The sequence below is a fragment of the Myroides sp. LJL115 genome (assembly GCF_054871665.1).
The window spans coordinates 15,445-40,032 of record NZ_JBTXLS010000012.1 but is presented as its reverse complement, the minus strand read 5'-3'; the positions used below and the strand labels follow the sequence as shown (position 1 = coordinate 40,032).

At 33.7% G+C, this 24,588-nt stretch carries 25 protein-coding genes and 3 tRNA genes; 12 read left to right on the top strand and 16 right to left on the bottom strand.

The annotated features are described in order from the left end of the window. Window positions 1-48 precede the first annotated feature (48 nt). From murA to ACYSNX_RS04805, 3 genes are all read right to left on the bottom strand, one after another. Window positions 49-1,356, bottom strand: a complete 1,308-nt coding sequence (murA, locus tag ACYSNX_RS04815) for a UDP-N-acetylglucosamine 1-carboxyvinyltransferase (protein WP_461753552.1) — start codon at window positions 1,354-1,356, stop codon at window positions 49-51. Then, window positions 1,356-2,060 (bottom strand): DUF4290 domain-containing protein, encoded by a 705-nt coding sequence (locus ACYSNX_RS04810; protein WP_461753551.1) that lies wholly within the window; start codon window positions 2,058-2,060, stop codon window positions 1,356-1,358. The genes murA and ACYSNX_RS04810 overlap by 1 nt, the downstream gene beginning before the upstream one ends. A gap of 92 nt (window positions 2,061-2,152) precedes the next feature. Beyond that, window positions 2,153-2,437: a DUF493 family protein gene (locus ACYSNX_RS04805; RefSeq protein WP_461753550.1), complete on the bottom strand. Its 285-nt coding sequence runs from the start codon at window positions 2,435-2,437 to the stop codon at window positions 2,153-2,155. A 120-nt stretch (window positions 2,438-2,557) separates the two neighbouring features. Between ACYSNX_RS04805 and ACYSNX_RS04800 the strand changes: the two genes are divergently transcribed. The 5 genes from ACYSNX_RS04800 to ACYSNX_RS04780 all read left to right on the top strand — a co-directional run bounded on the left by ACYSNX_RS04800 (window position 2,558) and on the right by ACYSNX_RS04780 (window position 7,083). Then, window positions 2,558-3,091: an AAA family ATPase gene (locus ACYSNX_RS04800; protein WP_461753549.1), complete on the top strand. Its 534-nt coding sequence runs from the start codon at window positions 2,558-2,560 to the stop codon at window positions 3,089-3,091. A 119-nt stretch (window positions 3,092-3,210) separates the two neighbouring features. Continuing rightward, window positions 3,211-4,926 (top strand): RecQ family ATP-dependent DNA helicase, encoded by a 1,716-nt coding sequence (locus tag ACYSNX_RS04795; protein WP_461753548.1) that lies wholly within the window; start codon window positions 3,211-3,213, stop codon window positions 4,924-4,926. A gap of 77 nt (window positions 4,927-5,003) precedes the next feature. Next, window positions 5,004-5,948 (top strand): methionyl-tRNA formyltransferase, encoded by a 945-nt coding sequence (fmt, locus tag ACYSNX_RS04790; RefSeq protein ID WP_461753547.1) that lies wholly within the window; start codon window positions 5,004-5,006, stop codon window positions 5,946-5,948. 129 nt (window positions 5,949-6,077) lie between these two features. After that, window positions 6,078-6,392, top strand: a complete 315-nt coding sequence (locus tag ACYSNX_RS04785) for an HU family DNA-binding protein (RefSeq protein ID WP_461753574.1) — start codon at window positions 6,078-6,080, stop codon at window positions 6,390-6,392. A gap of 124 nt (window positions 6,393-6,516) precedes the next feature. Continuing rightward, entirely contained in the window at window positions 6,517-7,083 is a 567-nt protein-coding gene (locus ACYSNX_RS04780) for a YqgE/AlgH family protein (RefSeq protein ID WP_461753546.1), read from the top strand. On the opposite strand, the gene ACYSNX_RS04775 is transcribed toward ACYSNX_RS04780, so the two are convergent. Further along, window positions 7,080-7,922: an aminotransferase class IV gene (locus tag ACYSNX_RS04775; protein ID WP_461753545.1), complete on the bottom strand. Its 843-nt coding sequence runs from the start codon at window positions 7,920-7,922 to the stop codon at window positions 7,080-7,082. The two genes, ACYSNX_RS04780 and ACYSNX_RS04775, sit on opposite strands and share 4 nt — an antisense overlap. Before the next feature lie 55 nt (window positions 7,923-7,977). Further along, the gene (locus tag ACYSNX_RS04770; RefSeq protein ID WP_461753544.1) at window positions 7,978-8,364 is read right to left on the bottom strand and encodes an START-like domain-containing protein; all 387 of its coding nucleotides are present in this window, start codon (window positions 8,362-8,364) and stop codon (window positions 7,978-7,980) included. Between the two features lie 136 nt (window positions 8,365-8,500). On the opposite strand from ACYSNX_RS04770, the gene ACYSNX_RS04765 reads away from it, so the two are divergent. Continuing rightward, window positions 8,501-8,574: transfer RNA gene (locus ACYSNX_RS04765), tRNA-Met, on the top strand. Window positions 8,575-8,654: 80 nt separating this feature from the next. Here ACYSNX_RS04765 and ACYSNX_RS04760 read toward each other — a convergent pair. Then, a complete protein-coding gene (locus ACYSNX_RS04760; protein WP_461753543.1) occupies window positions 8,655-9,035 on the bottom strand; it encodes a DUF779 domain-containing protein in 381 nt (126 codons plus the stop codon). A 13-nt stretch (window positions 9,036-9,048) separates the two neighbouring features. After that, a complete protein-coding gene (locus ACYSNX_RS04755) occupies window positions 9,049-10,554 on the bottom strand; it encodes an aldehyde dehydrogenase family protein (RefSeq protein ID WP_461753542.1) in 1,506 nt (501 codons plus the stop codon). A gap of 352 nt (window positions 10,555-10,906) precedes the next feature. Here ACYSNX_RS04755 and ACYSNX_RS04750 point away from each other — a divergent pair. From ACYSNX_RS04750 to ACYSNX_RS04740, 3 genes are all read left to right on the top strand, one after another. After that, window positions 10,907-10,980, top strand: a tRNA-Met gene (locus tag ACYSNX_RS04750). Between the two features lie 277 nt (window positions 10,981-11,257). Next, window positions 11,258-11,331 (top strand) — tRNA-Met (locus ACYSNX_RS04745). 1,212 nt (window positions 11,332-12,543) lie between these two features. After that, complete coding sequence (locus ACYSNX_RS04740; RefSeq protein ID WP_461753541.1) at window positions 12,544-12,792, top strand: hypothetical protein; 249 nt, start codon at window positions 12,544-12,546, stop codon at window positions 12,790-12,792. Window positions 12,793-12,854: 62 nt separating this feature from the next. Here ACYSNX_RS04740 and ACYSNX_RS04735 read toward each other — a convergent pair whose 3' ends face one another. From ACYSNX_RS04735 to ACYSNX_RS04705, 7 genes are all read right to left on the bottom strand, one after another. Beyond that, window positions 12,855-13,505, bottom strand: coding sequence for a DEAD/DEAH box helicase (locus tag ACYSNX_RS04735; RefSeq protein ID WP_461753540.1), 651 nt, complete (start codon window positions 13,503-13,505; stop codon window positions 12,855-12,857). Window positions 13,506-13,599: 94 nt separating this feature from the next. Further along, complete coding sequence (locus ACYSNX_RS04730; protein WP_461753539.1) at window positions 13,600-14,913, bottom strand: ABC transporter permease; 1,314 nt, start codon at window positions 14,911-14,913, stop codon at window positions 13,600-13,602. Window positions 14,914-14,916: 3 nt separating this feature from the next. Beyond that, window positions 14,917-15,837, bottom strand: a complete 921-nt coding sequence (locus ACYSNX_RS04725) for an ABC transporter ATP-binding protein (RefSeq protein WP_461753573.1) — start codon at window positions 15,835-15,837, stop codon at window positions 14,917-14,919. A gap of 186 nt (window positions 15,838-16,023) precedes the next feature. After that, entirely contained in the window at window positions 16,024-17,160 is a 1,137-nt protein-coding gene (dnaJ, locus tag ACYSNX_RS04720) for a molecular chaperone DnaJ (RefSeq protein ID WP_461753538.1), read from the bottom strand. 33 nt (window positions 17,161-17,193) lie between these two features. Further along, a complete protein-coding gene (locus ACYSNX_RS04715) occupies window positions 17,194-17,793 on the bottom strand; it encodes a nucleotide exchange factor GrpE (protein ID WP_461753537.1) in 600 nt (199 codons plus the stop codon). 142 nt (window positions 17,794-17,935) lie between these two features. Beyond that, window positions 17,936-18,844 (bottom strand): TIGR01777 family oxidoreductase, encoded by a 909-nt coding sequence (locus ACYSNX_RS04710; RefSeq protein ID WP_461753536.1) that lies wholly within the window; start codon window positions 18,842-18,844, stop codon window positions 17,936-17,938. Continuing rightward, window positions 18,841-19,305: a DUF4442 domain-containing protein gene (locus tag ACYSNX_RS04705; protein ID WP_461753535.1), complete on the bottom strand. Its 465-nt coding sequence runs from the start codon at window positions 19,303-19,305 to the stop codon at window positions 18,841-18,843. The genes ACYSNX_RS04710 and ACYSNX_RS04705 overlap by 4 nt, the downstream gene beginning before the upstream one ends. Before the next feature lie 149 nt (window positions 19,306-19,454). Here ACYSNX_RS04705 and ACYSNX_RS04700 point away from each other — a divergent pair, with 149 nt between their 5' ends. Together ACYSNX_RS04700 and ACYSNX_RS04695 are read left to right on the top strand one after the other, a co-directional pair. After that, window positions 19,455-19,796 (top strand): PadR family transcriptional regulator, encoded by a 342-nt coding sequence (locus tag ACYSNX_RS04700; protein WP_461753534.1) that lies wholly within the window; start codon window positions 19,455-19,457, stop codon window positions 19,794-19,796. Next, on the top strand, window positions 19,789-21,300 hold the full coding sequence (locus ACYSNX_RS04695) for a PspC domain-containing protein (protein ID WP_461753533.1): 1,512 nt from the start codon (window positions 19,789-19,791) through the stop codon (window positions 21,298-21,300). Before ACYSNX_RS04700 ends, ACYSNX_RS04695 begins: the two co-directional genes overlap by 8 nt. A gap of 82 nt (window positions 21,301-21,382) precedes the next feature. Here ACYSNX_RS04695 and ACYSNX_RS04690 read toward each other — a convergent pair whose 3' ends face one another. Then, on the bottom strand, window positions 21,383-22,084 hold the full coding sequence (locus ACYSNX_RS04690) for an OmpA family protein (RefSeq protein WP_461753532.1): 702 nt from the start codon (window positions 22,082-22,084) through the stop codon (window positions 21,383-21,385). 19 nt (window positions 22,085-22,103) lie between these two features. Then, the gene (locus tag ACYSNX_RS04685) at window positions 22,104-22,562 is read right to left on the bottom strand and encodes a lipocalin family protein (RefSeq protein ID WP_461753531.1); all 459 of its coding nucleotides are present in this window, start codon (window positions 22,560-22,562) and stop codon (window positions 22,104-22,106) included. 154 nt (window positions 22,563-22,716) lie between these two features. On the opposite strand from ACYSNX_RS04685, the gene htpG reads away from it, so the two are divergent. Further along, window positions 22,717-24,573: a molecular chaperone HtpG gene (gene htpG / locus ACYSNX_RS04680; protein ID WP_461753530.1), complete on the top strand. Its 1,857-nt coding sequence runs from the start codon at window positions 22,717-22,719 to the stop codon at window positions 24,571-24,573. Window positions 24,574-24,588: the final 15 nt, after the last annotated feature.

The following is a 24,588-nucleotide window of genomic DNA, read 5'->3' as shown; positions in this document are numbered from 1 at the left end:
TCAATTGTGAAATAGCACCCTTTTTTGTATTCTTATAACCACTTAAGGTTAGATTCTTTCAATTTTTGCTCCAATAGCACGTAGACGCTCATCAATTGATTCGTATCCTCTATCGATTTGATCGATATTCTGAATAACACTTACTCCTTTAGCAGATAAAGAAGCAATTAATAATGAAACACCAGCTCTAATATCAGGAGAACTCATATTAGTAGCTTTTAATTGACTCTTAAAATCGTGTCCAATCACTACGGCTCTATGGGGGTCACATAAGATAATCTTTGCTCCCATATCGATTAATTTATCTACAAAGAATAATCGACTTTCAAACATCTTTTGATGGATTAAAACCTCTCCTCTTGCCTGAGTAGCCACAACCAAGATAACACTTAGTAAGTCTGGGGTTAGCCCTGGCCATGGAGCGTCCGATATAGTTAAAATCGATCCATCTATAAAGCTTTGGATTTCATATCCATCTTTGTGTTCTGGGATAAAGATATCATCTCCACGCTTTTCTATGGTAATACCTAAACGAGCAAAAACACTTGGAATTACTCCTAAATGTTCCCAGCCAACGTTTTTAATAGTAATCTCACTCTTTGTCATGGCAGCTAGTCCTATCCAAGAACCGATTTCAATCATATCGGGAAGCATTCTATGCTCACAACCATGTAGAGACTTAACTCCCTCGATGGTTAGAAGATTTGATCCTATACCGCTGATTTTTGCCCCCATATTATTTAACATCTTACAAAGTTGCTGAATATATGGTTCACATGCTGCGTTATAAATCGTTGTTATGCCTTTAGCTAGTACACTAGCCATTAATATATTAGCCGTTCCAGTTACAGATGCTTCATCTAAAAGCATATCTGTACCTATTAACTCCTTGGCCTCTACCCCATAAAAATACTCTTCTTTATTGTATCTAAAGGTAGCTCCTAATTTTATAAAACCTTCAAAGTGGGTGTCCAAGCGGCGGCGACCAATTTTATCTCCTCCTGGTTTGGGAATATATCCTTTTCCAAATCTTGCTAATAAAGGTCCTACCATCATAATGGAACCTCTAATAGATCTGCCTCCTTCTTTAAACTCTTGAGAACTCAAAAAGTCTAAGTCTAGCTCATCGGCTTGAAAAGACATTTTATTTGGTGATAAACGCTCTATCTTAACCCCTAGTTTTTCTAATAAATCAATTAATTTATTAACGTCTATAATATTAGGTATGTTAGAAATAACAACCCTTTCCGGAGTTAACAAAACAGCACATAATATTTGTAAAGCCTCATTTTTGGCTCCTTGAGCATGAATTTCTCCTTTTAGTTGAAATCCTCCCTCAATTTTAAATGTACCCATTATTTTTTACCTTTAAACTGGTGATTATTATTGTTGTTTTTGTATTTCTTATTATTGGAATTACTTCTTTGGTTAGTACTTCCATAATTCATTTTATTGGATTGCTTCTTATTAACCTGCATCAAATTATTAGTAGAAGAAAGCTCCTCTTCCTTTTTAGACAGATTAATCTTTCCTTTACTTAACTCGTATAGATGTTCGAAAATTACCTCATCGGTTACTGTATCCTTATTCCATGATAAGAAACTCTTTTTCATGTGATTGGCAATAACCATAATTAAAGCATCTTTCATTTCACCTTCCTCAAACTTCAAGGCTTCATTGATCATGTAGGTAATATTATTACCGTAAAACCTATACTTAGGGTGGTTTTGAGGATAAGGTAACAACTCTGGCTTATTAGTAGTTGTTTCCTTTGTAGCTATAGGAAAGGGACTATCTACATCTAATTGGAACTTAGCGATAATAAATAATTGATCCCAAAGTTTATGCTGAAAATCTGGCACATCTCTTAAATGGGGATTCATGCTCCCCATTACATCAATGGCATATTGTGCGGCTTTATTTCTTTGTTCTCTATCTTCAATAGTACAAATATGGTTTATCATACTTTGAATATGTCTTCCATATTCGGGAATAACCAATTGTTCTCGTAAAGTATTATAGTTAAGTTCTTGGATAGCGTCTTGAGACTTGAATTTCATGGGTAGTTAATTTCAAAAAGGGTTTAAAGCAAAAGGAGTGGTAAAACACTTACCAATGAACAGAGTATCTATCCATTGATAAGTACTTTATCTTACAAAGAAATCAAACCCTCTATAGGAGATACAGCAATATATTTATCAATAATTTGCTGAGAACTATCCATAGTAACCTTTATAGAAACACTGGTAAATTTACCATTGCTTGAATTACGGGTTTGTATTTGAGCATCTGTATTGTCAAAAACCTCTTCAATTAATGCAAGGTTTTTTGGATCACCAGGTACAATAAATTTAAATAAATAAGCTCCTGGCCAGGTCATATCTTTCTCAAGCTCATCTTGTAGACGCTTGTAGAAGTCTTTTGTTTTTTCGTCCATAATGTATTTATTACGCAAATATAATCAATTTTAATGTTAGTTTTTTCAAAAGATGTAGTTAAAACTCTTTCGTTAATAAGTATATTTTGTACTTTTGCACCTTTGATATTTACCGCAGAAATGAATAAAAAAATCATCTTAATAATAGGAGGTCCAGGTTCAGGGAAAACTACGCTTATTGACGAGCTATCTAAACATGGCTATGTATGCTTCCCAGAAATTTCTAGGGCCGTTACCAAGCAAGCGCAAGAACAAGGTATTGATAATCTATTTCTTACTGAACCATTACTTTTTAGTAAACTACTACTAGAGGGAAGAATCAAACAACATCAAGATGCATGCCAAGAGCAGGCAGAGGTTGTATTTATCGATCGTGGAATTCCAGATGTATTAGCCTATATGCATTACAAAGGAGATTCCTACCCAGAGAGCTTTGATTCTGCGTGTAAAAAACATGTATATCATCAAATATTCTTACTTCCTCCTTGGGAGGGAATATATGTGAGCGATGAACAAAGATATGAAAACTTTGACCAAGCATCACAGATACACCAGCATTTAGTTTCCACTTATAAAACTTATGGTTACGACTTAATTGAAGTACCTAAAGACACAGTGGAAAACCGAATGAAATTTATCATTGACCGAATATAATAAAAAATATTTATATTTTAACATAAAGGCTTATAGTATCTGACTATAAGCCTTTTTAAGTATGTCAAAAAATTCGTATTTTTACAATTATATTTATTCCTTTTTTTTGTTATTCTACTATGCTAACAAATGCCTTAGATGTCTTAAAAAAATATTGGAAACACCAAAGTTTCAGACCACTACAAGAGCAAATTATTGCATCAGTATTGGACAAAAAAGATACTTTTGCTCTACTACCCACAGGAGGCGGTAAGAGTATTTGTTTTCAAATTCCTGCTTTAATGCAACCAGGTATTTGTCTTGTGGTAAGTCCATTAATTGCTTTGATTCAGGATCAAATTCAAAATTTGAACCAAAAGCAGATTAAAGCAACTGCCATAATTGGAGGAATGCCTATGCATGAAATAGATGCAGTGTTTGATAATTGCCAATATGGCAACTACAAATTTATCTATATTTCTCCAGAGCGATTGGAACAAGATTGGATTTTAGAGCGTTTAAAAAAGCTCTCTATTCAAACTATTGCTATTGATGAGGCGCACTGTATTTCTCAGTGGGGTCATGATTTCCGTCCAGCTTACTTAAAGCTAACAAATCTGAAAACACATTTTGAAAACACCCCTATTATTGCCCTGACAGGTTCAGCCAATAAAAGGGTTATAGAGGATATATGTCAAATTCTTCAATTGGATAATCCCAATATATTTGAGCAAAGTTTCTATAGAGAAAACTTAATTTATGGGGTATATAAAGTAAAGGACAAAGTAGAAATCATACAAAAAATACTACAAAAGAATTATGCCCCTACAATTATCTATGTAAGAAATAGGAAAGAAACCCAAAACTATGCCCAGGCGCTAAATAGCTTAGGTTTTAAGACCAGTTTTTACCATGGAGGTTTAGGAGCAACACAAAAGAAAAAAGTTTTAAAACAGTGGCTAGATCAAACCACACCAATTATAGTGGCTACTAATGCCTTTGGTATGGGTATTGACAAGGAGAATGTCAAAAACGTAATTCACGTACAATTTCCTGAAAACCTAGAAAACTATTACCAAGAAGCAGGAAGAGCAGGGAGAGATGGCAATAGAGCTTTTTGTAGCATTTTAGTGGAGCAAGAAGAAATACAAACCAGTCAAGACTTTTTTAATTCTACATTGTTTGATAAAGAATTTTTAAAGTTGATTTACAAAAAGCTAAACAACTTTTTAAACATTGCTTACGGAGAGGGATACAACCAGCGCTATAGCTTTAATTTCAATACATTTTGTAAACGAAATAAATTCAACACCTTACAAGCATTCAATGCCTTACAATTTTTAGATCGTCAAGGAATTATCAAATTCACCCAAAACTTTATACAAAATCCAAGGCTACAGCTAACGGGCTCTACAGCTGAGTTATTTGACCTTGTACAACAAGACCCTATTGAGGAACAAATCCTTTTACAGATACTAAGTACTTATCCTGGTGTTTATGATCAAGAACAGGAAATAGCCATTGAGGCATTAGCCCAAGAAAATCAAATAACACCAGAGCAAATAAATCAGTTTCTACAAGCTTGGCATCAAGAAGAATTAGTGAATTACACTCCAGTAAACAATGACTTATCTATTCTTTTTAATGAGATATATGAGCAAGAAAGAACTCTATATCGTACTTTTGTTTATCTAGAGAAATACAATGCCTTAAAAACCGCACAATTTCAATGGGTGTTAAAATATATACAAGACGATACTAAATGTAAAAACAATCTACTCTTAGAATATTTTGATCAACCCACCATGGAGGATTGTCAAATCTGTAGTAGTTGTATTAAAAATAAAAACAAATAAAATACCTATAAGACCTACAAGATCCACCCACATTCAAAATGTATACTTGTAACCTATAGTTTTAAACTAATAAACACATGAGAGATCTAAGAATTCTATTTATGGGAACCCCTGATTTTGCGGTGGGTATCCTAGATGCTATATACCAAAACAACTACAACATTGTTGGAGTAATAACAGCTCCGGATAGACCAGCTGGAAGAGGGCAAAAAATCAAATATTCTGCAGTTAAAGAGTATGCTTTAGAGCATGAGCTACCAATACTTCAGCCAACAAACTTAAAAGACCCAGCCTTTTTAGAAGAGTTGAAATCTTACCAGGCAAACCTACAAGTGGTAGTTGCTTTTCGCATGCTTCCAGAGGTGGTGTGGAAAATGCCAGAGTATGGAACATTTAACTTACACGCTTCCCTTCTACCTGATTATAGAGGAGCTGCCCCAATTAACTGGGCTATTATCAATGGAGAGAAAAAAACAGGAGTTACAACTTTCTTTATCGATGAAAAGATCGACACCGGAGCTATCATCCTTAAAAAGGAAACTCCTATTATGCCTTTAGAAAGCGCAGGTCTTTTACATGATAGGTTAATGTTATTAGGAGCCGATACAGTTTTAGATACTTTAGAATTAATTCAAGAGAATAAAGTAAAGTTAACTCTGCAACCAAGTGAAGATACAAAAACAGCTTATAAATTAAATAAGGATAATTGTAAAATAGATTTTCAAAAATCAGGTAAGGAAATATTCAATCACATTAGAGGCTTGTCTCCTTATCCAAGTGCATGGTGTGAATTCCAAGACCAAGATCAATTATGGAGCGTAAAAATCTATGAATCTCGTTTTATAGAAGAAAACCACTCCTATAGTATAGGCCAAATTATCACCACTAAGAAAGAATTAAAAATCGCAGTACGCAATGGTTTCTTAGAAATTTTACGCTTACAATTACCTGGTAAAAAACCAATGGAAACCAAGGAGTTACTAAATGGCTTTACGTTAAGTCCAAACGCAAAAGCACTTTAACATACTATAAATCAACACTTTATTATGTTTTACTACATTATTGCAATTTAACCCTTTAAAGAAAAGCTAACTTTAACGTTTTTTTTTAGCCAAAAACTTGCTTTATAACAGAATAACCCTAAATTTGTAATAAGGACGTTTAGAAATCAACCTTTTAAAAAAATTATTATGAACAAAACAGAATTAATTGATGCAATCGCAAAAGATGCAGAAATAAGCAAAGTAGCAGCAAAAAAAGCATTAGAATCTTTTTTAAAGAATATTGAAACAACTTTAGCTAAAGGAGATAAGATTTCTTTAGTAGGGTTTGGATCATGGTCTATTTCAGAAAGAGCAGCTAGAGAGGGAAGAAATCCACAAACAGGAAAAACTATCAAAATTGCAGCTAAAAAAGTAGTAAAATTCAAAGCAGGTTCTGAATTAGAATCAGCTGTTAATAAATAATATTTTTTATTGACGACTGCTTACATTTAAGCATATTTTATAAAATATTAAAAGCCTCATTATTTGTTTAATGAGGCTTTTTTGTTATATTTAATTAAGCTATCAATTCTTAATACCGTTATTTATGTCTGTTTCAAGCTCGTTAACCAAAGGAGATATCATTGTATCTCTACCCTCTTCTAATCCTTTAGATGCGCCTTTTTCTAGAACAGTTATTCTTATAGCTGATCAAAATAGCGAAGGTTCTATTGGCTTTATTCTAAATAAACCAATGGACTTAACCTTAGACCAATTAATTCCAAGTGCGCAAGCTAGCTTTACAGTATATGACGGAGGACCAGTGGAACAAGATAAAATATTTTGCATTCACAACGTACCTGAACTTATCCACGATAGTCAATTAATTCAAGACCAATTGTACTGGGGAGGAGATTATGAACAGATCTTTTCTTTGTTGAACCAAGGATTAATAAAAAAAGAAAACCTACGTTTCTTTCTTGGCTACACTGGTTGGGATTGTGAACAGTTAAATAATGAACTTGAAGATAACTTTTGGATAAAATCCAACATCACCAATCCAGAAGAACTTTTCCATCAAAATAGTAAAGATTTTTGGAAAAAGACCATTCAAGCTCTTGGTTCAAAATACGATGTATGGCAAAATGCTCCACAAAATCCGAACTTCAATTAAAGAAGTCGGATTTTTGCATTTAATCTATTTACTAAATCTTTACTAAGCGTATTACCATATGTCTTCTTACGGTATTGTGTAATAGGCTGAATACCTACAATAGCATTTGTAAGGAACATCTCATCTGCCTTTTGTAATTCAAAGGCAGAAATAGGCTCTTCTACTAAAGTATAATCTGGGTGTTTTTCTAATAGTTCAATGATCTGCTTACGCATTACTCCTTTGATACAACCTTGGGTTAAATCTGGAGTTTTAACCACCTTGTCTTTCACCACAAATAAGTTGCCATTTAAAGCCTCAATGACGCTTTTTTCCTCATTTAGCAATAAACAGTTTTGATAATCGTTTTCACTTGCAAAAATACTACCTGTTACGTTAATCAAGCGATTGGTTGTTTTTAAAGTAGAAAGAAGGTTTTTACTCACATAAAAATCTTTATATAATTCTACCTCGTAACGCTTTTCATCAATGGTGTATAAAGGGTCTTGTAAAGGCGCTGCAGTAACGATATATCCAATTTGTCTTGTTGTAGGTAAATAGGTACCACCTGGTTGTCTATAGCAAGTAAAACGTACTCTATAGCTTTTTACCTCTTTATCCAAAGTGCTAGTTAATGCAATAACTTGATCTTGGAAATATTCCATGGTGAACTCCATTGGAATAGACATACGTAAAATACGCATAGAAGACATTAATCGAAAATAATGGTCCTCTAAAAAAAGTACTTTATTATCCAGTACTTTAATTGTTTCAAATACAGCATCCCCATATAAAAAACCTCTATTGGTTTCTAAAGAAATGTCTGCTGTAGAAACAAGTTTGCCGTTAACATTAATCATAGTGTTTTTTTCTGATTACTATTAACGGCAAATATATGTTTTATTTATCTAAATATTAAGCTGAACCTAATACTTGTTTTAAATCACTGATTTGATTTTCCCATAATTGCTTACTCTCGGAAACCTCATCCTCTTCAGCAAAATCTGTTACAGTCAAAGTAACATCTTTGGTTAATTCATCTTTAGTGATGCGGATCTCAAAGTAGTATTCTGTTTCGTTATCTTCCTCGTCTAACCATCTGTAACGAACGCGCTCGTCCGTTTTTCTAGTTACTAGTTTAGCCTTTTCTACAGAGTCTCCCCAAGCAAAAGAATATAGCTCACCCCTAGAATTAACATTATCAGCAAACCATTCGCTTAAACCCGAAGGGTCCGATACATATTGATACAATAATTGCGGTGAAGCGTTAATAGAAAATTCTAGTTCGTACTTTTCTTTCATAGCTTTTGTGTTTTAGTTTTTCGAATATAGACATTTATTTCAAATAAAAAAATGTTTTTCACCACAATAAGCCTTTGTTTTAAAAAAACATTTTATTACTTTTGCATCCGCATTGGACAACTCAATGCATTGCTTTGGCGAGGTAGCTCAGTCGGTTAGAGCGCAGGATTCATAACCCTGAGGTCACGGGTTCAACTCCCGTCTTCGCTACAAAAAAAGAGCTATCGTATTTTAAATACAGTAGCTCTTTTCTATTTTAAGATATATTCTTTGAAAAAATTTTCGCCTTTTTAAGGATTAATAACAAGATCCTCTAGATTTTCTAATTCCTCAGGAGTGAATAATCGATAAATAACTTTAAAGGTTTTTCCTTTTGGGATTTCTAAAGAAAATCCTCCTGTTCCAAAGCCATCAAATACATCAATGGTAAAATGGGCATGTTTCCAGTATTCGAATAAATCTCTGTCTACCCAAAAATCATATCCCATAATACTACCAATTTTCACATCCTTTCTCCTTAGATAGTACCCTCCTTTTTTAAAACACATGGGTTGAGTACCCTCACAACATCCTCCTGCTTGGTAAAACATAAGTTCTCCATGCTCTTGGGCTAGCTCTTGGATTAAATCCTTTGCTTTTTGAGTTACATCTATTCGGCTTACCTTTTCCATAGAGAATTACCTTTTAAAAAAATCCTAATTTATTTTTGTCGTAAGAGATAAGCATATTTTTAGCTTGTCTATAATAATCCAACATCATTTTATGGTTCTCTCTTCCGATTCCCGATTGCTTATATCCTCCAAAAGGAGCTCCAGCAGGATAAGCATGATAATTATTTACCCAAACACGTCCAGCTTGAATAGCTCTAGGTACTTGATAAAGCTGATGAGCATCTCTTGTCCATACTCCAGCTCCTAAACCATATAAAGTATCGTTGGCAATTTCAATTGCCTCTGCTTCATCTTTAAAGGTAGTTACTGCCAATACAGGTCCGAAGATCTCTTCTTGGAAGATTCTCATCTTATTGTTTCCTTTAAATAATGTTGGCTCGATATAATACCCCTCGGCAAGTTCTCCAGGAAGTTTATTTACATTACCTCCTACTAGAACCTCTGCTCCTTCTTCTTTACCTAATTTTAAATAAGAAGAAATCTTATCGTACTGCATCTTAGAAGCCTGAGCGCCCATCATTGTAGTTGGGTCTAGTGGGTTACCAAACTTAATTGCCTTCACTCTCTCAATCACCTTAGCGATAAACTTATCGTAAATACTCTCTTGGATTAATAATCTAGATGGGCAAGTACAAATCTCACCTTGGTTGAAAGCAAAAAGTACAGCTCCCTCAATAGCCTTATCCAAGAATGCATCATTTTGATCCATCACAGATTCAAAGAAGATATTTGGTGATTTACCTCCTAATTCTAAAGTTACTGGAATGATATTCTCTGTAGCGTATTGCATCACTAATCTTCCTGTTGGCGTACTTCCTGTAAAAGCAGCTTTTCTAACTTTAGGATTAGTTACGAGTGCTTGCCCTAATTCACTTCCAAAACCATTTACAACATTAATCACTCCTTTAGGAACAATATCTCCAATTAACTCCATTAATACCATAATAGATACCGGAGTACTTTCGGCTGGCTTTAAAACTACTGCATTTCCTGCAGCTAAAGCTGGAGCTAATTTCCAAACAGCCATCAAAATTGGGAAGTTCCATGGAATAATCTGAGCCACTACTCCAATTGGTTCGTATACAATTAAAGAAACGGTATTTTTATCTAACTCAGATAAAGACCCTTCCTCCGCGCGAATAACACTTGCAAAATATCTAAAGTGATCAATAGCTAGTGGAATATCCGCATTTAAAGTCTCTCTAATTGGTTTTCCATTATCGATAGTTTCTACAGTAGCGATATATTCTAAATGCTCTTGCATGCGGTCTGCAATCTTATTTAAAATAGCACTACGTTCTGCAGCAGAAGTTTTACTCCATGTCGTAAATGCTTTATCAGCTGCATCAACCGCTAAAATTAAATCCTCTTCCGAAGAGTGAGCAACCTCAGCAAAAGCTTTACCTGTAATTGGAGTAATAGATTCGAAGTACTTCCCTTTAACTGGCGCAACGAACTCTCCACCTATATAGTTGTCATATTTTTTTTTGAATTCTGGGAATTTGATAGTCTTTTCCATTGGTTTTAAAGTTTTAGGTTTGTTTCCCTAATATAATAACTTTACTTGAAATAGCAGAATTTAACTGACGTCTAATCAAACATTTAACATTTACCCCCTTAGCTCTATACCCGAAAAGCCAGCTAAGTTTAATCATTTAAACACAAGGGCTATCTTTAGAAAAAAAAGCAACTATCCGCATTTTTATAAAAAAGAATGCAAAAAACGTAAATAGTAAACAATTCAGAATAAATGACTTAATACTAAAAACACATTTGTTTAAAAAAATACTCCTAATAATATTTGTAAACCTTACAAATAGCCCTATATTTGCACTCGCAATACAGCAATAAGCTGCATTTTGCAATGCCTTGGCGAGGTAGCTCAGTCGGTTAGAGCGCAGGATTCATAACCCTGAGGTCACGGGTTCAACTCCCGTCTTCGCTACAAGTAAAAAGACTTAAATCTTCTGATTTAAGTCTTTTTTTATACCTATAAAATATGTTGGCAAAATATTTTACCCTTGCTATAAAACTGCTCTATCTATCGCTCAAGAAGATTCTTCTATTTTAAAAAATCACCTACCGTAAGTATCTCATAAAAAACCACTTACATAAGCACATTGATTTTTATTAAAAAATACTCTGAAAAAGATTTGTAAACCTTACAAATAGCCCTATATTTGCACTCGCATTGCAGTAATAAGCTGTCTTTGCAAAGCCTTGGCGAGGTAGCTCAGTCGGTTAGAGCGCAGGATTCATAACCCTGAGGTCACGGGTTCAACTCCCGTCTTCGCTACAAGTAAAAAGACTTAAATCTTCTGATTTAAGTCTTTTTTTATACCTTTTCCCCATGTAAATAAGAAACTTACATCAAATTTACACCTCTTACACCTATTGGATAGGCTTCATTTTAGTATTATAATTTAAGCATAGATATCTATACTTCCCCTCAAAAAGTAGTTGATATTATCTTGATTCTATTGTAAAATATACTGTTGCAGCCTAGTTATCTACCGGTGTAGTAACAGAAATATCTTGTAGTTAGTTCGTACACTTACACCGCTAAACTTAATAGTTGGAAATAATCCAACAGGTATACTGTATTCTATACTAAATAAAGTAACTTCTCCCTACATTGGGTATTTCAATATATTTTTTGTTACAATCATATTTAGCAGAACATATTAAACATAGACCAACAATCGTTGGATTATTACCTCCTGTACGTTGAGCAAACAATTTTAAATTAGGATATCAAGGCCAGTATGTTTATAAGACATTTTTATTTGTATGACTTTTCCCACTTAATACTTGTAAAAGGCCATCTGGAATTTCACCTGAAAGTATAAGTTAGAATAGGTAGATTCTATTTCTTGTAGATAGTCTGCCCCAGCTATTTCTATTGTAGGTATAGAAAAGCTCCAAGGAGGTCCATCTCCATCTATGGTCTGACTGTGAGTAATCTGAGTAAATAAAAAAGCTTATAAACCGCTTAAAGCTACTCTGAAAATTATAACCTTTTTCATTATTTAAATTACTTATAATAAAAGTTATTGTAACTATTTCATTAGGAGTTTTAACTAATTTAGAATAATCATTTATCTGTAGAGAATATTTTTAATTAGGGCCATTATTTACTTTTATTTCTGTAGAAGCCCCATCCATGCCAGTGATTAAACAACAGGAGTTATTCCTATCTCCACATTAGACATAGGGTTTCCCAAGGTACCTTTGGAACCTCCACCGACCTTTTGATCTTGCAAGATTATATCTACTTCAGATATTAACTTATCCGCTGATACGCTTATATTTTTTATAGGTATACATAATTTAGAAAGCCTCACAACTCTTTAAAACACAAAACACTTCCATAGCAAAGCAATGCAGTAAAAGCAGCTACTGCAACTATAAAAACAAAAAGTATCTTACTTTGCGTTAACTTGGTTTTGAATAAACCATTTATATTTAATAACTTTAATACAACAAAAATCATAACCACTCCAAAGGCATGTCTATACCATTTTTATCTTTAAGCTCCACTATTGCACAAAATACTCCTTTAGGTAGTATAGAGTCTTTAGAAACTATTGTGCAATACTGCTTTTTAGTGGCTTTTTTAATTGTATTTATTCGCTTCATAAGAGATACAATGGTTCGTAAAATTCCCTTTAAAATTGCATTACAAAAAAGAACAGCTACTTTTATATCCATTCTGATTATGTATATCATTGTAGGCCTTCTAATGGCTTTAAACTAAAAAAGGTAGCTTACTAAATTAGTAGGCTACCTTATATATTAGAATAGTATATATTCTATTTCTTATTGATCAAATTCTTGCTCCTCCTCCTCTGGATAGAAGTCTAAGAACTCTACATCTTCACTCATTGTTTTATCTACAAAATATTCAAGATTTTCTGTATCTGTTGTTGTAAAGTAAACACGTTGCGTTTTACCAATACTTTCCGATAAGCGGAACAAACGTGGCTCAAGACGATTTCTTAATTGAACATCTAAATCGTCAATAATATACATCTTTAATCGATTTACATCAAAACCTGCTGAAGAAAACATTTCATTCAAACGATTTGCCGTACCGATTAGGATGTCATTACCTAAAGACAATTGGTTTTTATCTTCATCTAAATCCGAGTGATCATGTACTCCATAAACAGACACATCCATTCTATAGCTAAAACGCTCAAATTCGTCTAGTAAATGTTGCACCTCTGCCCTGTCTTTTACTACAATTAAAACACGAGTAGATAACATGTCGTGTACTGGCTCTTCAGTACATTGCAAAGCCGCAATAACTAAAGCCATTGTTTTACCTTGGTCAGAAGGAGCATAAATAACAAAGTCTTGCCCACTTTTAATTCTACCAAAAGTTTTCTTTTGCATTAATGTTGGCTCAGTAAATCCTTGATTTGCTAAGTTTTCCATTAACTGCTGGTTTATTTTTTTTAATTTCATACTCTATTATTTAAAGCCATTTATTTAGAAGCAAATACCTTTACATTCTACATAGAAAATAAGGAATCAATCCTTTACGGATTAATGTATTTCCTTAGTGGCGTAACCATTTATACAATTGTTTCCAAGAAGGTTTCTTCCCATACATTAAGATTCCAATGCGGTAAATCTTTGCCGCCATCCAAACTACAAGTAAGAATGTACCAAACAAAATTGCTAAGGACAAAATCACTTGCCAAACAGGCACACCAAATGGTATACGCATTAGCATTACAATCGGTGAGGTGAAAGGAATCATTGAAAATATAGTAGCAACACTTCCATGAGGGTCATTCATTACGGTAAAAAAGCCGATATATACTCCGAGCATCAAAGGTAATAAAATAGGCAATAAAAATTGCTGAGAATCTGTTTCATTATCTACTGCCGCCCCAATTGCTGCATATAAAGAGCTATAAAGGAAGTACCCTCCTATGAAATATAGTATAAAATAAAAGGCCAATGAGAATAAAGGCAGAGATAGAATTTCACTAATATAACTTTGCAATTCTAAGGCTAAAGCTGGGTTTGCCCCTTGTCCTACATTTTGCAACTCCCCTATTGTTTGGGTAGATCCCATGGTATTGATTCCAAATAAAACACTAGCTAAAAAAGTAAAACCAACAGCTAACACTCCCCATATAGCAAATTGTAATATACCCGCTAAAGAAGTACCTACAATTTTACCCATCATCAATTGGAAGGGTTTTACAGAAGAAATAATAATTTCTATAATACGATTGGTTTTCTCTTCAATAACCGAACGCATTACCATATTTCCGTAAATGATAATAAACATCATAATAAAGTAGCCAAAAAGCCCACCTATAATCACTTTAATTTCATTTAGACCTTTAATGGTTTGCTCTCCAGAGCTTTTTTGCAAAATCAGATTCACATCCGCCTTTGCAGCATCTATTTTCTGTATATCTAAACCGCTATTCTCTAAGTTAATATGGGTTATTTTGTTGTTTAAAAGTAATTCCACTTTACTTACAAAGCTTAAACTAGGGCTATCATTAGAAATATAGGCAATAGTATTTTGGTAGCTAGCAATGGAATCTTGTAAAGGGATATATAAAAGACCATCGTACTTTTCCTGTTGTACATTTTCTTTTAAGATACCCACATCGATTAAGGACACATCAGAATAATTATATTCTCTATTACTTTCAAATTCCTCTATAAATATACCGCTTGGATCATAAATGGCAATTTGTTTGATATTTGCATTCATACTACTTAAATAAGCAATAAGACCCGAAAGCAATATAAAAAATACAGGACCCAAAAAGGTCATCACGATAAAAGCTTTATTGCGCACCTTGGCAATAAATTCTCTTTTAATAATTAAAGATAAAACGCTCATAAACTATTTACTTACACTTTGGATAAAAATATCATTTACACTCGGTAATTGCTCTTGGAAGTGGGTTACTTGTCCATGCTCAAATAATAAAGCTAATAAATCATTAGGTAGTTTTCCTTTTAAATCTACTAATAACTGTAACTCTTGGTTTAATGTTTTAAAGCTAGTTGGCTCAATGTTGTACTCTTGACTTAAAGCAAGCATTACTTTTTGAACATCCTTAGTTAAAAGTCCTACTTGATATAAGTTACTTCTAAATTGTTTTTTCACCTCTACTAACTTTCCTTCTATTAGTTTGTGGCTATTGTTGATTAGGGCAATATCATCACACATTTCTTCTACACTTTCCATGCGATGTGTAGAGAATATAACAGTAGTACCTTTTTTCTTTAACTCAATAATTTCATCTTTAATAAGATTGGCATTAACTGGGTCAAAACCCGAAAAAGGCTCATCCAAAATAAGTAATTTAGGATCGTGTAATACCGTTACTACGAACTGTATTTTTTGAGCCATCCCCTTAGATAACTCTTGTATTTTTTTATCCCACCAGTGTCCGATTTCCAATTTATCAAACCAATAGGTCAATTGCTTTTTAGCTTCTTGTTTACTCATTCCTTTTAGTTGGGCTAAGTACATGGCCTGCTCGCCTACCTTCATACTCTTATATAACCCTCTTTCCTCAGGCATATAACCAATATCTTTAATATGAACAGGGTTGAGGACTTGGCCATCTAAAATAATCTGGCCACTATCGGGATATGTAATTTGATTTATAATACGAATAAGGGAAGTTTTCCCAGCACCATTTGGCCCTAGCAAACCATAAATGCTGCCTTTTGGAACAGTTAAGGATACATGATCTAAAGCTGTTTTATCGGCATACTTTTTAACAACGTCTTTTACTTCTAATATGGGTTGCATAAATAAATAACGAATTAATTTATTGATAAAGTTGAATAATTCTATCAAAAATAGAACATTTTTACAGCTTTCACAATAGCCATAAAAAAACCCAACCTTATTAAAAATAAGGTTGGGAAAAATTGCTATGAAAAAGAAAATCCACTGTTTAATAAGTGTAGGCCAAAAGTAGGACTAATTTTCCAATTAAGAAAACATTTCTTTTACTTTTTCAAAAAAAGATTTGTCACTTTTTGACGGAGCTGGTTTAAAGTTAGCATCCTCTAAATTCTTTTGGAAGAACTCACGTTGCTCTTTAGTTAACTTCTTAGGAGTCCATACATTAACATGTACTAAAAGATCTCCTGTTCCATATCCGTTTAGGCTTGGAATTCCTTTACCTTTAAGACGTAAAATTTTTCCAGATTGAATTCCTTCTTCTAATTTAATACGTACTTTTCCAGTAACTGTCTCTATTTCTTTAGAACCTCCTAAAGCTGCTTCAGCAAAACTAATATAAAGATCAAGATGAATATTTTCTCCTTCTCTTTTCAGAGTATCGTGGTCTAATTCTTCAATTACAACCAATAAATCTCCTGGTACACTATTCTTACTTGGCGCTTCGTTACCTTTACCACTTACTTTTAATTGCATACCATCTGCTACACCTGCAGGAATTTTTATTGATACGGTTTCTTCTTGAAGAATCATACCTTCTTTATCTGCTCCTTGAGGTTTATGGTCGATTACAGAACCGCTTCCACCACATGTCTCACATGTAGCAGCTGTTTGCATTCTACCAAGCATAGTATTCATTACTTTTACCACTTGTCCTGTACCATTACAAGTAGGACAAGTCTTATAGGTAACTCCTGGTGCTTGTACCTTGCGTTTTACCTTTATTTTTTTCTCAACTCCAGTTGCAATGTCTTCTAAAGTTAATTTTACTTTTATACGAAGGCTAGTTCCTTTAACAGCTCTTTTTCCTTGGCTTTGTCCACCAAAACCACCGAAGCCACCACCACCGAAAGCACTTCCGAAAATATCCCCAAATTGAGAGAATATATCGTCCATGTTCATGTGTCCGCCTTGTCCGCCGAATCCTCCAAAACCACCGCTTCCATCGAAAGCAGCATGTCCGTATTGATCGTACTTAGCTTTTTTATCTGCATCACTTAAAACCTCATAGGCCTCAGCTGCTTCTTTAAATTTTTCTTCCGCTGCTTTATCCCCTGGGTTCTTATCAGGATGGAATTGAATTGCTTTTTTTCGATAAGCTTTTTTAATAGCTCCCGCATCAGCACTTTTATCAACACCAAGTATCTCGTAATAATCCTTTTTCATCTTGTAGATCTATTAATTTATTTTATTCGAAAACTATTGGCCAATTACTACTTTAGGGAAACGAATAATCTTATCACCTAATTTGTATCCTCTTTCAATTACATCCACAACTTTTCCTTTTAACTCATCTCCTGCTGGAATTTGTGTAACTGCCTCAGCAATATCTACATTGAATACGTCTCCACTTTTAATTTCCACTTCTTCAAGACCTTTGATAGATAAAGTATCTCTAAGTTTAGTAGAAATTAATTTTACACCAGTTAAATGCTCACTATCTCCTTCTTTTTCAAGCTCTACAATAGCACGATCGAAATCATCTAAAACTGGTAATAGACTTTGAATAACATCTTGTCCAGCTGTTTTAAATAACTCAATACGCTCTTTTGAGGTTCTTCTTTTGAAGTTTTCAAACTCAGCAAACAAACGTAAGTATCTATCCTTTTCCTCTGTCAACTTCGCAGTTAATTGCTCCTCAGGAGTTAATTCTGTTTCTTGTGCAATTTTTGCTTCTTGTGTTGCAGTATTTTCCTCTTGAGAATTAACTTCTTTGTTATTCATTTCTTGATTATTCACTTCTTGAGAATTGTTCGTAGAAGCATCTTGCTCTGTGTGTATATCTTTTTTAGAATCCATATCTATAGAATAATTATTTTAAAAGTTTCATCAGGTTGTTTAATAGCAAATCCTTTGCCAAGGTAGGTGTGCTGTCATAATGACACTTTAAAGTATCGGATTAATTCTAATTTTGGCATAAAAAAACAGACAAAACTGGTAATTACTTGTAATATATTTGCTCTAAAGCCATTTTTAAGTCAGGATACTTAAATTCAAATCCACTCTCTAAAACCTTTTGGCAACTTACCTTTTGGCCTTGTAAAACTAAAATGGACTTTTGCTTCAATAATAGCTTTATGGCAAATGCTGGTATTTTAAAAGGCAATAGTGGTCTTTTTAGAACTTCTGCCAAAGTGCGAGTGAACTGCATATTTGTCACCACATTTGGAGACACTGCATTATACACTCCCTGGCAATTGTGCTCAAGTACAAAAATAAACAAGCGAACTAAATCTTGGTGATGTATCCAACTATACTCTTGGTTACCACTACCTAGAATTGCACCTGCGCCCATTTTAATTGGCTGGGCCATCTTGGGTAGAGCGCCACCTTTTTTATCTAGGAAAAGTCCTATTCTCAAAATAGTTACTATCCTATTATCTTTTTGAAATTTCCAATTTTGCTCTTCCCATTTTTGGACAACTTCAGCCAGAAAATCCTCCCCATAGATTTGGGTTACTTCCGTTTGCCAATCTTTAGTATCGGGATATATTCCAATAGCAGAAGCGCAAATAACTTGCCTTACCTTATTGGGTACTCTATCCAAGGTTTTTTGTAAAAACTCACCGGGAATCACTCTAGAATCCATAATGCGCTTTTTTCCTCTTTTAGACCAAGGACCCGCAATATTACTACCACTAAGATGGATTATTACTTGTACTTGGTCTAAAGCCTTCAGGTCAATTTCACCCTCATATGGATTCCAAAGGTATCCTATGGCATCGGTAAAAACCCCGCTAACTTTATTGGCATCCATGGTTAGGTAATTAACCTTATAATCCAAGTCTAATAAACTCTGCACTAAAGCCTTGCCAATTAATCCAGTAGCTCCAGTGATTAAAACGATCATATTCTCTTTGGTTTTACTTTAACGGTCCATTCAAATTCCATTTGACTAACCTGTTCCCCACTATGATCTCTACCTATACTTTGCATCCAAAAGGTTACTGCCTCTTGGCTTTCTATAGCTTGTTTAATAGCTTTATCTACTTTTAAGCCGTCGTTGCACTTAAAGGTAATTACTCCTACAGCCTTTTTTGTAAAGGAACTTTTATTACTTAAAACCAACATAGATATTTTATAATCACTTTGTTGAATTTTTTGCATAACTAAGACTCCAGTAGACAATTCTGCTGCCATGGCTTGCACCGCAAAATACATGGATTTAAAGGGATTTTGATTAAACCATTTAAAGCGAACACTAGTAGTAGCATTTTCATTAGACAGAAAACGAAGTCGTACCCCAGACCAATAAGCCGATGGTAACTTGAAAAATAAAAAACGATTAACATTTGGGACAGTAAAGTTCATATTACGAGTATTTTTACTAAATATACAATAAAAATCAAAGATAGCATACTAACATATCTTAGTTAAAATTATGTTAATATTTAGTACTATGCAATACAAAGTACCTGTTTTTAGCTATATATTTGTATTACACAATAAATCTAGTACAAATGAATATTGAAAACACTAAGGCTCAGATGAGAAAGGGCATATTAGAGTTCTGTATCTTAAGTATCTTACAGGATAAAGATTGCTATACCTCAGAGATTCTCGATGAATTAAAAGCCGTAAAACTCGTGGTAGTAGAAGGAACTGTTTATCCTCTATTAACTAGATTAAAAAACGATGATTACTTATCGTATAGATGGGAAGAATCTATTTCAGGACCACCGCGTAAGTATTATAAATTAACGCAAAGAGGAGAATTATTCTTAGGTGAATTAGCGAAGACCTGGAATGAATTATCCATGGCAGTTGAAAAAATAACCTCTAAAACTAATTCCAATGAATAAAACGCTAACCATAAATATTGCAGGAAGTGTATTTCATATAGAAGAAAACGCTTATATAAAGTTAGATAATTATCTAAAAGCAATAAAATCCACTTTTCCTTTAGAAGAAAGAGATGAGATTATACACGATATTGAAATTAGGGTGGCTGAATTATTTTTTGACTTTCTAACCCCTAATAATCAAGTTATTACTTTAAAAGAAGTAGAAAAGGTTATTCAAATAATGGGAAATCCTGGAGATTACTCCTTAGAAGATGAGCCAAAGGAACAATCCCAGAATTATACCTATATCGCACCTAGAAGACTATATAGAGATACCCAAAACAAAGTATTTGGTGGAGTACTAAGTGGACTTGGACATTATTTCCAAATTGATCCAGTATGGCTGCGTGTTATATTTGTGGTGCTAGTTTTATTTTTTGGAACTGGTGTTCTTTTGTATTTCATCTTGTGGATTATTATTCCACCAGCTAGAACTACAGCACAAATTCTGCAAATGGAAGGTCAGCCCATCAATATTGACACCATACAAAATAGTGTGAAGAAAAACATGGATGAATTCCAAAAAAAAGTGAATTCTTTAGATATAGACCCTATAAAAGAAAGAGCTAGGGGAGTTGGAGAAAGCTCAGGTAAGTGGTTAAGTAAATTTTTTGGTATTGTTTTTATTATAATCAGTACTTTAATGTTTATTCCTATCCTTTTAGTTCTATCTCTAGCTCTTTTACAAGATGATTTTATTCCTAGTCAAATTCTATCTCAAAAGCTTGGTTTGATGCCTGAATCTATGCATCAACTTACTCTAGGAATCTTCTTTTTCTTTGCTTTACCAATTATTGGATTATTTATCTTAGGTCTTCGACTTATATATAGCAATTTAAAATATGTAGGTTGGACTATACTTTTATTATTACTATTGTGGATAGGTAGTATTTTTTACTTTTCCCTTCCTCTTGCAGCTAATATTACTAATTTCACAATAAACAGTAAAAACTATAGAATTAATAATATGCAAGTTGGCTATGGTTATAGAATAACAACAAATGAAGAACGAAAAAGTAATTTCTACACCCAAGAATTACCAAACACAGACCATGTTATAGTTGCCTTTAAGAACCCCTCTTTTTTAGAAGATTCTACTTCCATAGAACAAAACCCATTGCAAAGTTTTACTATTTCTATTAGTCCAACTATGCAAGACCAAATCTATATCAAAGCAATTGTGAAACAAAAAAGAGATGCTTTCAAAAACTCACTTTGGCAAAAAGACTGGAAAGTAACCAAGCAAAATGGAGATACCTTATTTTTAGCAACATCGGCCCTTAAGGATATTCTACCTACAGTGGATCGGGAGGATATCATCTTAGATTATACCCTTTATCTACCACAGGATAAAACACTAGAGATGACACAAGATCTTTCTAATGCCCTTGGATTGCCAAATGCGAAAATAGGTAAGAGATATACCTTAAATAAAGAAAATGAACTTATTGTTATTAACTAAGAGACAACTAAATTAAAAAAGCCGCTTTACTTTCCCATTAAGGAATTAGCAAAGCGGCTTTAAATTTGTTTTATTTCTAAAATTATTGTGCTCCTGCTTGGTTTTGAGCATCTTGAATCATTTGTTGGTTTGCGCGAATAGCAAACTCTACTCTTCTGTTTTTTGCACGCCCAGCCTCTGTATCATTAGAAGCAATCGGGTCTGCAATTCCAAGACCATCAGTAGTCATACGGTTAGCTGCAACCCCTTGTTGAGCTAAATATTGTTTCACAGAAGCAGCCCTCTGCTTAGATAGACTTAAGTTGTATTCCTCTCTACCTGTATTATCTGTATAACCATAAATACTTATATCTGTATTAGGTTCTTGTTTGAATACAGCAGCTAGCTTATCTAAATTCTCTTTGGCCTTTGGAGTTAAAGAGGACTTATTTAAATCAAAGTTTACAGAGTTTTCCCCTAAAACTAATTTGATTCCCTCACCAACACGCTCCACTTGAGCCCCTGGAATGGTTTGCTCGATTTCACGAGCTTGTTTATCCATTTTATTACCGATAATTCCACCAGCAGTTCCACCGACTACTCCACCAAGAATAGCTCCTAAGGCTCCATTCCCACCTTTACCAAGGTTATTTCCTAGAATCCCTCCGATAATAGCTCCTCCGGCTGCTCCAATTGCAGCACCACGTTGGGTTTTATTTGTATTTTTAACAGACTCACAACCTGTAAAACTAACACTTGTTACCATTAAAGTCGAAGCCAATACTACTGTCGCTAATTTTCTCATCTTTACTATTTATTATGGATTAATTTCTAACAAAGTGATAAGTTACATTATAACTTTGTCCGCCTGAATAAAATTGGTCTACTAAATCAAAACTAGAACCTGTTTGATTAGTTAGTTGTAAGGAATAACCTGTAGTAACATTTTTTGCTTTTTCCCCTTGGTCTACAAACTTAAATTCGAACAGACCATTTGGAGTAATGCTCCACATAAAGTTACTATCAAAATTAGGACAGTCCCCACCCTGATTTAAAGCTAAAGAACCAGTATTATTGTTTGAAACAAACTTCCACTGACTTCCTTGAAAACAACTTGCATCTGCTATATTGAAAGAATTTACCTTTACAAATTCCCCTCCTATATGAGATACTTTAGTTAAAGTCCAACTTCCCTTTAACCCTACCTGGCTTTTTGTATCCATAGTAGGCTTACAAGAGACTACAAATAGTGCAATTGCACCAAAATAAAATAATTTTTTCATCCGCTTATTTTTTAAATATGTAATAATTTCCGAATTATGCATCCTTGTCCACTAAAAGCATGCCAAAATGACAGCTTAAATTGATTCGGCACCTTTTTTGACCTCATTACTGTAAATTTAGTAAATTAATTGTCAAATAAATAAAATCATTCTTATGACATCTGGAAAAATTAACGTTACGGTGGAAAATATCTTTCCATTAATCAAAAAGTTCTTATATAGCGACCATGAAATTTTCTTAAGAGAATTAATTTCCAACGCAACGGATGCGACTTTGAAATTAAAACATTTAACTAGTATTGGAGAAACCGACACACAATACGGTGATCCAATTATCGAAGTTAAAATAGATAAAGAAAATAAAACTCTTACCATTAAAGACCAAGGTCTTGGAATGACAAAAGAGGAAGTTGAAAAATACATCAACCAAGTCGCTTTCTCAGGAGCTGAAGAGTTCTTAGAAAAATATAAAGACAGCGCAAAAGACACTGGAATTATTGGTCACTTTGGTTTAGGTTTCTATTCTGCTTTTATGGTTGCTGATAAAGTAGAAATATTCACTAAATCTTTCAAAGATGAGCCTGCTGCACATTGGACATGTGATGGAAGCCCAACTTATACTTTAGAAGAGTGTGATAAAACAGATAGAGGTACAGAGATTGTATTGCATATAGCCGAAGATTCTTTAGAATTCTTAGAGGATGCTAAAATCGAAGAGTTATTAGTGAAATACAACAAGTTTATGCCTGTGCCGATTAAATTTGGTACTATTACTGAAAAAGAAGGAGATGTTGAAATCATAAAAGACAACATCATCAATAACCCACACCCAGCTTGGACAAAACAGCCTTCTGAATTAACAGATGCAGATTATACAGCGTTTTATAAAGAGTTATACCCAACTCAATTCGAAGATCCTTTATTCCATATTCACTTAAATGTGGACTATCCTTTTAACTTAACTGGTATTTTATACTTCCCTAAGTTAAATGCAGATATGCAAATGCAAAAGGACAAAATCCAACTTTACCAAAACCAAGTATTCGTGACAGATAACGTAGAGGGGATTGTACCGGATTTCTTAACGATGTTAAAAGGAGTAATTGATTCTCCAGATATTCCTTTAAACGTTTCTAGATCTTACCTGCAAGCTGATGGTAATGTGAAAAAAATATCTAGCTATATTACTCGTAAAGTAGCTGATAAATTAAAATCATTATTTACTGAAAACAGAGAAGATTTCGAGAAAAAATGGAACGACATCAAAGTTGTTTTAGAGTATGGAGTACTTTCAGAAGATAAATTCTACGATAGAGCAAAAGGCTTTATGTTGTACCCTACTGTAGAGGATACTTACTTCACAATTGAAGAGTTAAAAGAAAAAATTAAAGATAACCAAACCGATAAAGATGGTAAATTAGTTATCTTATATGCTTCTAACAAAGAAACACAACACAGCTATATTTCAGCTGCTCAAAACAAAGGCTACCAAGTTTTATTACTTGATTCACCAATTGTTTCTCACTTAATCCAAAAATTGGAAAGCGAGAACCAAGATCTTACTTTTACTCGTGTAGATTCTGATCACATTAGTAACTTAATTAAAAAGGACGAGCAAGAAATCTCAAGATTATCTCAAGATGAGCAAGATTCATTAAAGACTATTGTAGAGGCAATTGTTCCTAAAGAAAGATATACAGTAAAATTAGAGTCTTTAGATAGCCAAGAGGAGCCGTTTATTATCACTCAACCAGAGTTCATGCGTCGTATGAAAGAAATGAGCCAAAATGGTGGCGGTGGTATGTTTGGTATGGGTAACTTCCCTGAAATTTACAATATCAGTGTAAATACAAACTCGGACTTAGCGAGTGCTATTATCAATAATACAGATGAAGCTGCTAGAACAGTTCAAATCAAACAAGCTTTAGATCTTGCTAAATTATCTCAAGGTCTACTAAAAGGAGAAGAATTAACTGCTTTTATCAAAAGAAACTTCAACAACTTAAAATAGTCTCTATTGTTAAGT